The sequence below is a fragment of the Variovorax paradoxus genome (assembly GCF_030815975.1).
Taxonomy (GTDB): Bacteria; Pseudomonadota; Gammaproteobacteria; order Burkholderiales; family Burkholderiaceae_C; genus Variovorax; species Variovorax paradoxus_N.
In genome coordinates this window covers 1,036,764-1,051,617 of sequence record NZ_JAUSXL010000002.1, presented here as the reverse complement: position 1 = coordinate 1,051,617, position 14,854 = coordinate 1,036,764, and the positions used below count along the sequence as shown (strand labels likewise).

The following is a 14,854-nucleotide window of genomic DNA, read 5'->3' as shown; positions in this document are numbered from 1 at the left end:
ATGCTCACATTCACCTCCCCCTCACTCGCCGCGCTCTGGCTCAAGGAGCGCGTGCAAGGCGGCGCGCTGCATGCGGACAGCCGGCCGCTCGGCGCGGGCGACGGCTTCATCGCCTGGCCCGGTGCCGCCACCGACGGACGCAGGCACGTGGCCTCCGCGCTGGCGCAGGGGGCGGCGGCCTGCCTGGTCGAACACGAGGGCGTCGACGCCTTCGGCTTCGACAAGGGCGATTTCAGCGACCGCATTGCAAGCTACCCCGGGCTCAAGGCCGCCACCGGCCCGATCGCTTCGGCCTTCTACGACAACCCCTCGGCCGCGCTCGAACTGCTGGCCGTGACCGGCACCAACGGCAAGACCTCCACCGCATGGTGGCTCGCCGAATCGCTCTCCACGCTGGCCGTGCCCGGCGGCGTTCGCGCACCGCGGCTCGACGGCAGCAACGAACGCGGCGCGCCTTCGCCGTGCGCAGTCATGGGCACGCTGGGCATCGGCGTGCCGCCGGAGCTCACTTACACCGGCCTCACCACGCCCGATCCGGTGATGATGCAGCGCGAATTGCGCTCGCTCGTCGAGCGCGGCTTCGGCGCCTGCGCCATCGAGGCCTCGTCGATCGGCATCGCCGAACGCCGGCTCGACGGTGCGCGCATCGCGTTGGCGGTGTTCACCAATTTCACGCAGGACCATCTCGACTACCACGGCAGCATGGAGGCCTACTGGCAGGCCAAGGCCGAACTGTTCCGCTGGCCCGGCCTGCGCGCCGCGGTGATCAACATCGACGACGTGCACGGCGCCAGCCTGTGCGCGAACCTGCTCGAAGCCGGCATCGGTGCGCTCGACGTCTGGACCGTGTCGGCCGCCGGCGCGCCGGCGCGGCTCATGGCGCGCGACGTCGGCTATGACGCGCAGGGCCTGCAGTTCTCGGTGGCCGAACACGATGGCGGCGCCGTGGAGCGCATGTCGACCGGCTTGATCGGCCAGTACAACGTGGCCAACCTGCTGGGCGTGCTCGGCGCGCTGCGGGCGCTGGGGCTTTCGCTGTCGCAGGCCGTGGCGGCCTGCGCCAACCTCACCAGCGTGCCGGGCCGCATGGAGCGCGTGGGCGCCGCCGATGCGGGCGCGGGTGCGCCGCTGGCGGTGGTCGACTACGCCCACACGCCCGATGCGCTCGACAAGGCGCTGGCCGGCCTGCGTCCGCTCGCGCAGCAGCGCGGCGGCGCGCTCTGGTGCGTGTTCGGCTGCGGCGGCGATCGCGATCCGATCAAGCGCCCGATGATGGCCGCGGTGGTCGAGCGCCGGGCCGACCGCGTGATCGTGACGAGCGACAACCCGCGCAGCGAGAACCCCGACGCGATCATCAGCCAGGTGCTGCTCGGCCTCTCGCGCCCCGAAGCGGCCCAGGTGCAGCCCGACCGCGCGGCCGCCATTGCCGACGCCATTGCGCAGGCCGCGCCGCAGGACGTGGTGCTGCTCGCCGGCAAGGGCCATGAAGCCTGGCAGGAAATTGCCGGCCAGCGCATTCCGTTCTCCGACCGGGTCCATGCGCTCGATGCGCTTGCCAAGCGGGGTGGCGCATGAGCAATTCGCCGCTGATGTTCACGCTGGCCCAGGCGCAGCAATGGATTCCCGGCGCGCGCCTGGTGGGCGACGGCGCCACTGCCATTGCCCGCGTCCACACCGACACCCGCACGCTCGCCGAGGGCGACCTGTTCGTGGCGCTCAAGGGCGAACGCTTCGATGCCAACGAATTCCTGGCCGATGCCAAGGCGCGTGGCGCCGCCGCTGCCATTGCGCACGGCAGCCTCGAAGCGGCCGGCCTGGCAGGCCTCGAGGTGCCCGATTCGCTGGCCGCGCTCGGCGCGCTCGCCGCGGGCTGGCGCGCCCAGTTCGATCTGCCGCTGATCGCCGTGACCGGCAGCAACGGCAAGACGACAGTCACGCAGATGATCGCGGCCGTGCTGGTTGCCTTCAGGGGCGACCGCGCACTCGCGACGGCCGGCAATTTCAACAACGAGATCGGCGTGCCGCTGACGCTGCTGCGCCTGCGTGCCAGGCACCAGCATGCGGTGGTCGAGCTGGGCATGAACCATCCGGGCGAGATCGCGCGGCTGGCGGCCATTGCGCGTCCGACCATCGCGCTGGTCAACAACGCGCAGCGCGAACACCTGGAGTTCATGGCCACCGTCGAGGCAGTGGCGCTCGAGAACGGCGCGGTGTTTTCCTTCGTGCCCGAGGGCGGCACCGCGGTGTTCCCGCACGCCGACGAGTTCACGCCGCTGTGGAACGACATGGCGCGCGAAGGCGCCACGCGCCGCTGCATGACCTTCGGCGAGCATGAAGATGCCGACATCTCGCTGGTTGGCGCCGAGTGGCAGCAGGGCGCATGGCAAGCGCGCATCCGCACGCCGCTGGGCGATTTCGATGCGCAGCTGCACATCGCGGGCCGGCACAACGTGGTCAATGCGCTGGCGGCCACCGCCTGCGCGCTCGCCGCCGGCATTCCGCCCGAGGCCATTGCCCGCGGCCTCACGGCCTTCGAGCCGGTGAAGGGCCGCTCCAAGGCGAGCGAGGTCGTCCTGCCCGGCGGGCATTCGCTCACGCTGGTGGACGACAGCTACAACGCCAATCCCGATTCCGTGCGCGCCGCCATCGACGTGCTCGCGGCCTTGCCCGGCCCGCGCCTCTTGGTGCTCGGCGACATGGGCGAGGTCGGCAACCGCGCACCCGAATTCCATGCCGAGGTCGGCGACTGGGCGCGGCAGCGCGGCATCGAGGCGGTGTACGCGCTGGGCGCCGAAACCGCGCACAGCGTGGCCGCCTTCAATGGTGGCAACAACGGCGGTGACGACGGCCGCCATTTCCCGGACATCGAGGCGCTCGGCGCCGCGGTGCTGGCGCGGCTGCCCCGGGTGGGCAGCGTGCTCGTCAAGGGCTCGCGCTTCATGAAGATGGAGCGCGTGGTGCGAGCGATCGAGCAATCACAACAACAACAAAAGGAGGCCGGTCATGACGCATGAGCCGCGCGACACCACATGCTGATGAGCCTGGCCCAATGGCTGCAGACACTTTCGCCCGAGTTCGGGTTCTTGCGCGTTTTCCAGTACCTCACGTTCCGTGCGCTGATGGCTGCGCTGACGGCGCTGGTGGTCGGCCTGGTGGCCGGCCCCTACGTGATCCGCCGCCTGGCCGCGCTCAAGATCGGCCAGCCGGTGCGCGGCTACGGCATGGAAACGCACCTGACCAAGAGCGGCACGCCCACCATGGGCGGCGTGCTGGTGCTGTTCGCGATCGCCTTCGCCACGCTGATGTGGTTCGATCCCTCCAACCGCTTCGTCTGGATCGTGCTGTGGGTCACGCTGGGCTTCGGCGCCATCGGCTGGGTCGACGACTGGCGCAAGGTGGTGCGCAAGGACCCGGAGGGCATGCGCTCGCGCGAGAAGTATTTCTGGCAGTCGGTGGTCGGCCTGATCGCCGGCTTCTACCTGCTCTTCAGCATCTCGGAAAGCTCGAACTGGCGCGTGCTGCAGCTGTTCTTCGCCTGGGTGCAGTCGGGCTTCGACCTCGACTTTCCGCCCAAGATCAACCTCCTGGTGCCCTTCTTCAAGGAAGTGAGCTATCCGCTCGGCGGCATCGGCTTCGTGATCCTCACCTACCTGGTGATCGTGGGCGCGAGCAACGCGGTCAACCTGACCGATGGCCTCGACGGCCTGGCGATCATGCCGGTGGTGATGGTGGGTTCGGCGCTGGGGGTGTTCGCCTACGTCACGGGCAGCGCGGTGTATTCCAAGTACCTGCTGTTCCCCAACATTCCTGGCTCGGGCGAACTGCTGGTGTTCTGCTCGGCCATGGCCGGCGCGGGCCTCGCGTTCCTCTGGTTCAACACCCATCCGGCGCAGGTCTTCATGGGCGATGTGGGCGCGCTCGCGCTCGGCGGCGCGCTGGGCACCATCGCGGTCATCGTGCGCCAGGAGATCGTGTTCTTCATCATGGGCGGCATCTTCGTGGTCGAGGCGATCTCGGTGATGGCGCAGGTCATGTACTTCAAGTACACCAAGAAGCGCTACGGCGAAGGCCGCCGCGTGCTCAAGATGGCGCCGCTGCACCATCACTTCGAGAAGAGCGGTTGGCGCGAGACGCAGGTCGTGGTGCGCTTCTGGATCATCACGATGCTGCTGTGCCTCGTGGGCCTTTCGACGCTGAAGCTGCGGTGAGAAGAAAAAGCAAAAGCACATGCGGCATCTGAAAGACCTCCCCGTCCTGATCCTCGGCCTCGGTGCGTCCGGGCTGGCGATGGCGCGCTGGTGCGCGCGCCACGGCGCGGTCGTCACGGTGGCCGACACGCGCGAAGCGCCGGCGCTGCTTGCGACGCTGCGCGCGGAGTGGCCCGGCGCGGCGTTCGTCGGAGGGCCGTTCTCGGCCGCGCTGGTCGAGGGCACGCCGATCCGCGCCGTGTACCGCTCGCCGGGGCTGTCGCCCGCCACCATCGCGCCGGTCGTCGATGCGGCGCGGGCCGTGGGGCTGGCGGTCGGCGGCGAACTGGATCTGTTCGCGCGCGCGCTGCTGGACCTGCGGACCGTCGAAGTGCCGGTGGTGGAAGCGGCGCCTGAACTGCAGGAGGAAGAGCCTGCGGTGGAGCTGCCGGCGGAGCCCGAAGCGCAAGGCGAATTGCCGCTCGGTGGTGGAACGGCGGAAGTGGTGGACGGCGCGGCCGCCGACGCGTCGCACGAGCCGGCAACGCCCGAGACGCCGGAAGCGGCCGAGCCCGTCGCCGATACCGCTGCCGATACCGATAGCGCTGTCGCTGTCGACGTGCCAGAAACCGAACCCGTGCTCCCCGCGCAGGCCGAAGCCATGCCGCGTGACCCGTCGCTGAGCGTTCCCGCCGCGCCGCCGCCCGAAGAAGAGCAACAGCCAGCGCAGGAAGAGGCGCCCGCGGCCGAGACGCAGGGCGCCCCCGCGCCAGCGCCGGCCTCCGCCACCGTGTCGCGTCTGCCGACCCCTGGCCAGCCCTACGTCCCCACGGCCGCCAGGGAGGCTGCCGAATTCGTCGCCAAGATCGCCGAACTCTCCGCCACCAACCCGGCGTCCGCCGCGGTCGAGGAAGAGGACACGCCCGCAGCTCAAGCTCGTGCCGATCGAGGAGCCGCCGGCGCCCAAGGGCTACACCCCCGCCGTGCTCGCCGTCACCGGCACCAACGGCAAGACCACCGTCACCGCGCTCACCGGCCAGCTGGTCGAGCGCGCGGGCAAGAGCGTGGCCGTGGCCGGCAACATCGGCCCGACGCTGCTCGACACCCTGGCCGCGCACATCGACGCCGAAACGCTGCCCGAGGTCTGGGTGCTCGAACTCTCGAGCTTCCAGCTCGACGGCGTGCAGGGTTTCGAGCCGACTGCCGCCACTGTGCTCAACCTCACGCAGGACCATCTCGACTGGCATGGCGACATGCCGGCCTACGCCGCGGCCAAGGCGCGCATCTTCGGCTCCAAAGGCCTCATGGTGCTCAACCGCGACGACCCGGGCGTGATGGCCATGCTGCCGCCGCCCGTCAGGGTGAAGCTGCAGCGCCCGCAGGTCCGCGCCCATGTCACCTTCGGCGCCGCGATGCCGCTGCGTCCCAGTGACTACGGCATCGAGCGCGTCAACGGCATGGCCTGGCTGGTGCGCGCGCTCGAAGCCGACGAAACGCAGAAGCGCAAGCGCGGCGCCGTGGTCGAGGAAGAAATCTTCCTGCAGCGCCTGCTGCCGGCCGACGTGCTGCGCATCCGCGGCCGCCACAACGCCATGAACGCGCTGGCGGCACTCGCGCTGGCCAGCGCCGCCGGCTGCCCGCTCGGCCCCATGCTCTACGGCCTGCGCGAGTACCGCGGCGAGCCGCACCGCGTGGAGCCGATTGCCATCGTCGACGAGGTCGAGTACTTCGACGACAGCAAGGGCACCAATGTCGGCGCCACGGTCGCGGCGCTCAACGGCCTCGGCGAGGACCGCCGCGTGGTCGTGATCCTCGGTGGCGAGGGCAAGGGCCAGGACTTCGAACCGCTGGCCGCGCCCGTGGCGCAGTACGCGCGTGCCGTGGTGCTCATCGGCCGCGATGCACCATTGATCGAACAGGCGCTGGCCGCCACCGGCGCTTCGCTGATGCATGCGGGCTCGATGGAAGAGGCCGTCCAACTGGCCGCCGCACGCGCCAATCCCGGCGATGCCGTGCTGCTGTCCCCGGCCTGTGCGAGCTTCGACATGTTCAAGGACTACGAGCACCGCGCGGCCGTGTTCCGCGAGGCCGTGCAGGCGCTGGCGGACAACCCGCGCGAAGCGGCTTCGTCGAACGATGCCGATTTTTCTTCAGGAGACCCGGTGTGAGCACCACAGCTGCCGGCGCCACGCCCAACGCAAAGACCAGCCGTTTCGGCGGCTGGTTCAGGCGCGCGCGCACCGGCATCGATTCGCTGCCCGTGCACCTGCCGGTGCGGCTGGGCGGCGCCGGCGTCACGCAGACCAAGGCCGCGCCGATGCGCGTGCTGGGCTTCGACCAGGCGCTGGTCTGGGTCACCGTCGCGTTGCTCACCTGGGGCCTGGTGATGGTGTATTCGGCCTCCATCGCGCTGCCGGACAACCCGCGCTTCGCCCGTGCGGGCTACAGCGCGTCGTTCTTCCTCACGCGGCACGCGGCCTCGGTGGCGTTCGCGTTCATCGCGGCGCTGCTGGCCTTCCAGATTCCCATGAAGACTTGGGAACGCGCCGCGCCTTGGCTCTTCGTGGCCTCGCTGCTGCTGCTGGTGGCGGTGCTCATTCCGCACATCGGCATCAACGTCAACGGCGCGCGGCGCTGGCTGCCGCTGGGCTTCATGCGCTTCCAGCCGTCCGAGCTCGCCAAGCTGGCGATGGTGCTCTACGCCGCCAGCTACATGGTGCGCAAGATGGAGATCAAGGAGCGCTTCTTCCGCGCCGTGCTGCCGATGGGCATTGCGGTGGTGGTGGTCGGCATGCTGGTGATGGCCGAGCCCGACATGGGCGCGTTCATGGTGATTGCCGTGATTGCCATGGGCATTCTGTTCCTGGGTGGCGTGAACGCGCGCATGTTCTTCGTGATTGCGGCGCTGGTGGTGGTGGCCTTCGGCACCATCGTCGCCTCCAGTTCGTGGCGCCGCGAGCGCATTTTTGCGTACCTCGATCCATGGAGCGAGGAGCATGCGCTGGGCAAGGGCTACCAGCTGTCGCATTCGCTGATCGCCATCGGCCGCGGCGAGATCTTCGGCGTGGGCCTGGGCGGCAGCGTCGAGAAGCTGCACTGGCTGCCCGAGGCGCACACCGACTTTCTGCTCGCGGTGATCGGCGAGGAGTTCGGCCTGGTCGGCGTGCTGCTGATCATCGGCATGTTCCTCTGGCTCACGCGCCGCATCATGCACATCGGCCGCCAGGCGATTGCGCTCGACCGCGTGTTCTCGGGCCTCGTGGCCCAGGGCGTGGGCGTGTGGATCGGCTTCCAGGCCTTCATCAACATGGGCGTGAACCTTGGCGCGCTGCCGACCAAGGGGCTGACCTTGCCGCTGATGAGTTTCGGCGGTTCGGCCATCCTGATGAACCTGGTGGCGCTGGCGGTGGTTTTGCGCATCGATTACGAAAACAGAGTTCTCATGCGCGGAGGCCGCGTATGAGAACTCTGTTTCGCCAAAACCGGGTCAGCGCGCAGCGCTGCGGCGCGGATGCGCCGCTCATGCGGGGGGGTCGCGTATGACGGCGCGCACCGCACTCGTCATGGCCGGTGGCACCGGCGGCCACATCTTCCCGGGACTCGCGGTCGCCGAGGCCCTGCGCGAGCGCGGTTGGCGCGTGCACTGGCTGGGCGTGCCCGGCAGCATGGAAGAAAAGCTCGTGCCGCCGCGCGGCTTCGCCTTCGAGCCGGTGCAGTTCGGCGGCGTGCGCGGCAAGGGGCCGCTCACGCTGTTCCTGCTCCCGCTGCGGCTCTTGCGCGCGTTCTGGCAGAGCATCGGCGTGGTGCGCCGCGTCAAGCCCGACGTGGTCGTCGGCCTGGGCGGCTACATCACCTTTCCGGGCGGAATGATGAGCGTGCTGCTCAACAAGCCGCTGGTGCTGCATGAACAGAACTCGGTGGCCGGCCTCTCCAACAAGGTGCTGGCGGGCGTGGCCGACCGCGTGTTCACGGCTTTCCCCCATGTGCTGAAGAAGGCGCAATGGGTGGGCAATCCGCTGCGCGCGGCGTTCACCTCGCAGCCCGAGCCGGCCGTGCGCTTCGCGGGCCGCAGCGGCCCGCTCAAGCTGCTGGTGGTTGGCGGCAGCCTGGGTGCCAAGGCGCTCAACGCCGTGGTGCCGCAGGCGCTGGCGCGCATCGAACCGGCCACGCGCCCGCAAGTGCTGCACCAGAGCGGCGCCAAACAGATCGACGAGCTGCGCGCCAACTACGCGGCAGCCGGTGTCGAAGGCGAACTCACGCCGTTCATCGAGGACACCGCGCAGGCGTACGCCGACGCCGACATCATCGTCGCGCGCGCCGGTGCCAGCACCGTCACAGAAATCGCGGCCGTCGGCGCAGCAGCGCTGTTCGTGCCTTTTCCCTCGGCGGTCGACGACCACCAGACCACCAACGCGCGCTTCCTCGTTGACGCGGGCGGCGGCTGGCTGGTGCAGCAGGCCGACCTCACTCCTGAATTGCTGGCTGATTTGCTACAGAAAACCGGGCGCAACGCGCTGATCGAACGGGCCGCCAAGGCCAAGACCATGCAGAAGACCGAAGCCGTCGAGGCCGTCGTCCGCGCCTGCGAGGAGCTCACCAGATGAAGCATGCGATTCATCACATCCATTTCGTGGGCGTCGGCGGCTCGGGCATGAGCGGCATCGCCGAGGTGCTGTTGAACCTGGGCTACCGCATCACCGGCTCCGACCTGGCCGACAGCGCCACCTTGCGCCGGCTCGCGAGCCTGGGCATCGGTACCTTCGTGGGCCACGCCGCCGCGCACATCGACGGTGCGGATGCGGTCGTCACTTCCACTGCGGTGCAGTCGGACAACCCCGAGGTGCTTGCCGCGCGCGAGAAGCGCATTCCGGTGGTGCCGCGCGCGCTGATGCTGGCCGAGCTGATGCGGCTCAAGCAGGGCATCGCGATTGCGGGTACGCACGGCAAGACCACCACCACCAGCCTGGTGGCGAGCGTGCTCGAAGCCGCCGGGCTCGACCCGACCTTCGTGATCGGCGGGCGCCTCAACAGCGCCGGCGCCAATGCGCAGCTCGGCAGCGGCGACTACATCGTGGTGGAAGCCGACGAGTCGGACGCCTCGTTCCTGAACCTGCTGCCCGTCATGGCGGTGGTCACGAACATCGATGCCGACCACATGGAAACCTACGGGCACGACTTCGCGAAGCTCAAGAAGGCTTTCGTCGACTTCCTGCACCGCATGCCCTTCTATGGCGTGGCCATCCTGTGCACCGACGATCCGGCGGTGCGCGACATCGTGGCCGAAGTCACCTGCCCGGTCACGAGCTACGGCTTCGACGAGGGCGCCCAGGTGCGCGCGATCGACGTGCGCGCGGTGGGCGGCCAGATGCATTTCACGGCGCAACGGCGCAACGGCGTCACGCTGCCCGACCTGCCCATCGTGCTGAACCTGCCGGGCGAGCACAACGTGCGCAACGCGCTCTCGGTGATCGCGGTGGCGGTGGAGCTCGGCATTGCCGACGAAGCGGTGCAGCGCGGCCTGGCCGGCTTCAAGGGCGTGGGCCGCCGCTTCCAGAGCTATGGCGACGTGGCCGCGCAGGGGCAGCCGGCGGGCAGCTTCACCGTGATCGACGACTACGGCCATCACCCGGTCGAGATGGCCGCAACCATTGCCGCCGCCCGCGGCGCGTTCCCGGGACGCCGGTTGGTGCTGGCTTTCCAGCCGCACCGCTACACCCGCACGCGCGACTGCTTCGAGGATTTCGTCAAGGTCATCGGCAACGCCGACGCGGTGCTGCTGGGCGAGGTCTACGCCGCGGGCGAGCCACCCATCGTGGCGGCCGACGGCCGCACGCTGGCGCGTGCATTGCGGGTGGCGGGCAAGGTGGAGCCGGTCTTCGTCGACGACATCGGCGCGATGCCGCAGGCCATCCTGGACAACGCGCGCGCCGGCGACGTGGTGCTTTGCATGGGTGCGGGCTCCATTGGCGCCGTGCCGGGCAAGGTGGTTGAAATTGCAGCAGCCGCGGCGTTGCCGCCGCAGACAACGCGCACCAAGCGCAAAGGGGAGGCATCGTGAGCCTTCAGGATCCAAAACAATTCGGCAAGGTGGCCGTGCTGTTCGGCGGCAGCTCCGCCGAGCGCGAAATCTCGCTCTTGTCCGGCAACGGCGTGCTCGAGGCGCTGCGCTCGCGCGGCGTCGATGCGCATGCCTTCGATCCTGCCGAGCGCGACCTGGTCGAGCTGCGGCGCGAGGGTTTCGCGCGTTGCTTCATCGCACTGCATGGCCGCCATGGCGAGGACGGCACGGTGCAGGGCGCGCTCGAACTGCTCGGCATTCCCTACACCGGTTCGGGCGTGATGGCTTCGAGCGTGGCCATGGACAAGGTCATGACCAAGCGCATCTGGCAGGCCGACGGCCTGCCGACGCCCAGGTACGTGCGCCTGGCCTTCGACCAGCAAAGCCGCGAGCAGATCCGCGCCGTGCCCGACGTGCTCGGGCTGCCGCTGATCGTGAAGCCGCCGCGCGAGGGCTCGTCGATCGGCGTGACCAAGGTCGAGGGCTATTCGCAGATGCAGGACGCCGTGGCGCTGTCGGCGAAGTACGACGCCGACGTGCTGTGCGAGGAATTCATCGAAGGCGAGGAAGTGACCTGCGCCGTGCTCGGCAGCGGCCTCGAAGCCCTTGCGCTGCCGGTGGTGCGCATTGCCGCACCCGAAGGCGCCTACGACTACCAGAACAAATACTTCACCGACGACGTGAAGTACCACTGCCCGAGCGGCCTGCCCGAAGCCGAGGAGCACGAGATCCAGCGCATCACGCTGGCCGCGTACCACACGCTCGGCTGCCGCGGCTGGGGCCGCGCCGACGTGATGATCCGCGCGAGCGACCGCAAGCCTTTCCTGCTGGAGATGAACACCTCGCCCGGCATGACCAGCCATTCGCTGGTGCCCATGTCGGCGCGCGCATCGGGCATTGCCTACGAAGACCTGTGCCTGCGCGTGCTGGCCTCGGCTTCGCTGGATGCCGCGGGGGGAGCGCAATAGCCATGGCCGACAGCATCCCTGTTCCGTTTGACGTCAAGCTCATGAACATCGTCTCGAACCTGGCGTTCGTGGTGGTGGCGCTCATGCTGCTGGCGGCGGGCGCATGGTGGGTGCTGCGCCAGCCGTTCTTTCCCATCGGCGGCATCAAGGTCGACGGCGACGTGACGCACAACAACACGGTGACGCTGCGCGCGAACGTCGCGCCGCAGCTCGCAGGCAACTTCTTCACCGTCGACCTGGCGCGTGCGAGAAGCGCTTTCGAGTCGGTGCCATGGGTGCGCAAGGCGGTGGTGCGGCGCGAGTTCCCGAACAAGCTGCGCGTGACGCTGACCGAGCAGGTGCCGGTGGCCAACTGGGGCGACGATGCCGGATCGAAGCTGATCAACGGCTTTGGCGAGGTGTTCGAAGCCAACGTGGCCGAGGTGGACGACCGGCTGCCGCGGCTCGACGGTCCCATCGAGCAGGCCGGGCAGGTGCTTGGCATGTACCGCGTGATTGCGCCGCTGTTCCAGCCCTATGACTTCAGCGTGGAAGAACTCACGCTGTCGAGCCGGGGCAGCTGGAAGGTGGTGCTGGACACCGGCGCCGAGATCGAACTGGGCCGCGGCCAGCCCGAGGAAGTGACGGCCCGCACGCAGCGTTTCCTGAAGACCGTGACCCAGGTCGCGGGCCAGTACCGCCGCACCGCGGCGGACGTCGAGGGGGCCGACCTGCGGCACAACGACGCCTATGCGCTGCGTCTTCGCGGCGTCACCACGGTCGTCGTTGCCGACCCCAAGACCAAGAAGAAATAGATAGCGAATACCGAGGACATTCAATGCCCAAAGAATACAAAGACCTGGTTGTCGGACTCGACATCGGAACCGCCAAGGTGATGGTGGTGGTGGCCGAGGTGCTGCCCGGCGGCGAACTCAAGCTCGCGGGGCTCGGCATTGCGCCGAGCAATGGCCTGAAGCGAGGCGTGGTGGTGAACATCGACGCCACCGTGCAGAGCATCCAGCAGGCCTTGAAGGAGGCCGAGCTGATGGCCGACTGCAAGATCAGCCGCGTCTACACCGGCATCACCGGCAGCCACATCCGCGGCATCAATTCGAGCGGCATGGTGGCGGTGAAGGACAAGGAAGTCACGCCCGCCGACGTGGCCCGCGTGGTGGAAACCGCGCGCGCCATCAACATCTCGAGCGACCAGCGCCTCTTGCTGGTGGAGCCGCAGGAGTTCGTGATCGACGGCCAGGACGTGAAGGAGCCGATCGGCATGAGCGGCATGCGCCTGGAGGCCAAGGTGCACATCGTGACCGGCGCGCAGAGCGCGGCCGAGAACATCATCAAGTGCGTGCGCCGCTGCGGCCTCGAGGTCGACCAGCTGATGCTCAACCCGCTGGCCTCGAGCCAGGCGGTGCTGACCGAAGACGAGCGCGAGCTCGGCGTGGTGCTGGTCGACATTGGCGCGGGCACCACCGACGTGGCCATCTTCACCAACGGCGCGATCCGCCACACGGCCGTGATCCCGATCGCGGGCGACCTCATCACGAGCGACATCGCGATGGCGCTGCGCACGCCCACCAAGGACGCGGAAGACATCAAGGTCGAGAGCGGCTATGCCAAGCAACTGCTGGCCGACCCCGACCAGCAGGTCGAAGTGCCGGGCCTGGGCGACCGCGGCCCGCGCATGCTGAGCAAGCAGGCGCTGGCCGGCGTGATCGAGCCGCGCATCGAGGAGATTTTCTCGCTGGTGCAGCAGGTGGTGCGCGAGTCGGGCTACGAAGAAGTGCTGTCCTCGGGCGTGGTGCTCACGGGCGGCAGCGCGGTGATGCCAGGCATGGTCGAGCTCGGCGAGGACATCTTCCTGAAGCCGGTGCGGCGCGGCATTCCGAAGTATTCGAGCGCGCTCTCCGACATGGTGGCGCAGCCGCGCGCGGCCACCGTGATGGGCTTGCTCGAGGAAGCACGCTTCGCACGCATGCGCGGCTTCAAGGTCGCGCAGAAGAACGGATCCGTAAAGACTGCGTTCGGACGTTTCAAGGACTTCATCGTGGGGAACTTCTGACCATGAACCACTCCCCACTCTGGCTTGCGCGCGGCGGTCCGCCCTTGCATTTCAACGAGCGATGGCGGCGCACAGGTCCACCGCCGCGACGACAGCTTCGTTGAACTCGTCAAGACACCAGAAAAATTCATAGATACACAACGGCAACTGCAAATTCAAGGAGTAAGAAATGACCATCGAAATGATCGAAGTCGAAGAATTCAACCAAGGCACCCAGATCAAGGTGATCGGCGTCGGCGGCGGCGGCGGCAATGCTGTCGCGCACATGATGGAGCGTGGCGTGCAGGGCGTGCAGTTCGTTTGCGCCAACACCGACGCGCAGGCGCTCCAGCGCAGCAACGCGCACAAGATCATCCAGCTGGGCACCAGCGGCCTGGGCGCGGGCAGCAAGCCCGACAAGGGCCGTGACGCGGCCGAAGCCGCGGTGGACGACATCCGCGCGGCCATCGACGGCGCGCACATGCTCTTCATCACGGCCGGCATGGGTGGCGGCACCGGCACTGGCGCCGCACCCGTGATCGCGCGCGTGGCCAAGGAGATGGGCATCCTCACCGTGGGCGTGGTGACCAAGCCCTTCGACTGGGAGGGCGGGCGCCGCATGACCAACGCCGATGCTGGCCTGGCCGAGCTCGAGGCCAACGTCGACTCGCTGATCGTGGTGCTCAACGAGAAGCTGCTCGACGTGCTGGGCGAGGACATCACGCAGGACGAAGCCTTCGCGCATGCCAACGACGTGCTCAAGAACGCCGTGGGCGGCATCTCGGAAATCATCAACGAGTACGGCGGCGTGAATGTCGACTTCGAAGACGTGCGCACCGTGATGGGCGAGCCCGGCAAGGCCATGATGGGCACGGCCGCCGCCGCCGGCCCGGACCGCGCGCGCATCGCCGCCGAACAGGCCGTGGCCTGCCCGCTGCTCGAAGGCATCGACCTCTCGGGCGCCAAGGGCGTGCTGGTGCTGGTGACCGCATCGAAGGGTTCGCTCAAGCTCAACGAGTCGAAGCTCGCGATGAACACCATCCGCGCCTACGCCTCGCCCGATGCGCACGTGATCTACGGCGCGGCCTACGACGAAAGCCTGGGCGACCAGATGCGCGTGACCGTGGTGGCCACCGGCCTGTCGCGCGCCGATGCGCGCCGCCAGGCCCCGACGCTCGAAGTGATCCGCACCGGCACCGACAACATCCCGTTCAACGTGCCCACGCTCGGCGCTGGCCATGCGGGCCACGCCGGCCACGGCGGCGGCAACCACCAGCCGAACTACGACGGCATGGCCGTTCCCAGCGTGTGGCGCACCAACCGCACCATGGCCGCGGCCAAGGTGGATGCGCTGTCGTCGGGCGGCATGGACGACTTCGAGATCCCGGCATTCCTGCGCCGTCAAGCGGATTGACGGCAAGGCAACCGAACGCAGAGGGCACGAAGGTTCGCAAGGGGTACGGGGAAGACCTGAAAGGGACTTCCGCCGACTCTAGGCGCTGCGTCCGCTTCGTGCCCTTTGCGTCCATCGCCGGTCGCCTGGCATAGAACCCATGTCTATCGCTGCCATAGCGAGGGGAATAGGGCGGCATGGCCGCCGCGCGCCTAAAATCTT

General features: G+C 68.6%; 10 protein-coding genes and 1 pseudogene. All 11 read left to right on the top strand.

Annotation, left to right across the window (positions count from 1 at the left end):
* Complete coding sequence (locus tag QFZ47_RS08705; RefSeq protein ID WP_307655262.1) at nt 1-1,575, top strand: UDP-N-acetylmuramoyl-L-alanyl-D-glutamate--2,6-diaminopimelate ligase; 1,575 nt, start codon at nt 1-3, stop codon at nt 1,573-1,575.
* Nucleotides 1,572-3,014: a UDP-N-acetylmuramoyl-tripeptide--D-alanyl-D-alanine ligase gene (locus tag QFZ47_RS08700; protein WP_307655261.1), complete on the top strand. Its 1,443-nt coding sequence runs from the start codon at nt 1,572-1,574 to the stop codon at nt 3,012-3,014. The genes QFZ47_RS08705 and QFZ47_RS08700 overlap by 4 nt, the downstream gene beginning before the upstream one ends.
* A 15-nt stretch (nt 3,015-3,029) precedes the next feature.
* Nucleotides 3,030-4,208, top strand: coding sequence for a phospho-N-acetylmuramoyl-pentapeptide-transferase (gene mraY, locus QFZ47_RS08695; RefSeq protein WP_145740656.1), 1,179 nt, complete (start codon nt 3,030-3,032; stop codon nt 4,206-4,208).
* A gap of 19 nt (nt 4,209-4,227) precedes the next feature.
* Nucleotides 4,228-6,355, top strand: a pseudogene (murD, locus tag QFZ47_RS28880) (UDP-N-acetylmuramoyl-L-alanine--D-glutamate ligase).
* Nucleotides 6,352-7,650 carry a putative lipid II flippase FtsW gene (ftsW, locus tag QFZ47_RS08680; protein WP_370880573.1) on the top strand — a complete coding sequence of 433 codons (1,299 nt, stop codon included), beginning with the start codon at nt 6,352-6,354 and terminating at the stop codon, nt 7,648-7,650. The pseudogene murD and the gene ftsW overlap by 4 nt, the downstream one beginning before the upstream one ends.
* A 76-nt stretch (nt 7,651-7,726) precedes the next feature.
* Nucleotides 7,727-8,791 (top strand): undecaprenyldiphospho-muramoylpentapeptide beta-N-acetylglucosaminyltransferase, encoded by a 1,065-nt coding sequence (gene murG, locus QFZ47_RS08675; protein WP_307655259.1) that lies wholly within the window; start codon nt 7,727-7,729, stop codon nt 8,789-8,791.
* On the top strand, nt 8,788-10,245 hold the full coding sequence (gene murC, locus QFZ47_RS08670; RefSeq protein ID WP_307655258.1) for a UDP-N-acetylmuramate--L-alanine ligase: 1,458 nt from the start codon (nt 8,788-8,790) through the stop codon (nt 10,243-10,245). The genes murG and murC overlap by 4 nt, the downstream gene beginning before the upstream one ends.
* Nucleotides 10,242-11,213 (top strand): D-alanine--D-alanine ligase, encoded by a 972-nt coding sequence (locus QFZ47_RS08665; protein ID WP_307655257.1) that lies wholly within the window; start codon nt 10,242-10,244, stop codon nt 11,211-11,213. Before murC ends, QFZ47_RS08665 begins: the two co-directional genes overlap by 4 nt.
* A 2-nt stretch (nt 11,214-11,215) precedes the next feature.
* Complete coding sequence (locus tag QFZ47_RS08660) at nt 11,216-12,007, top strand: cell division protein FtsQ/DivIB (protein WP_307655256.1); 792 nt, start codon at nt 11,216-11,218, stop codon at nt 12,005-12,007.
* A gap of 23 nt (nt 12,008-12,030) precedes the next feature.
* A complete protein-coding gene (ftsA, locus tag QFZ47_RS08655) occupies nt 12,031-13,260 on the top strand; it encodes a cell division protein FtsA (RefSeq protein WP_013539446.1) in 1,230 nt (409 codons plus the stop codon).
* 169 nt (nt 13,261-13,429) lie between these two features.
* Nucleotides 13,430-14,653 (top strand): cell division protein FtsZ, encoded by a 1,224-nt coding sequence (gene ftsZ / locus QFZ47_RS08650; RefSeq protein WP_307655255.1) that lies wholly within the window; start codon nt 13,430-13,432, stop codon nt 14,651-14,653.
* Nucleotides 14,654-14,854 lie beyond the last annotated feature (201 nt).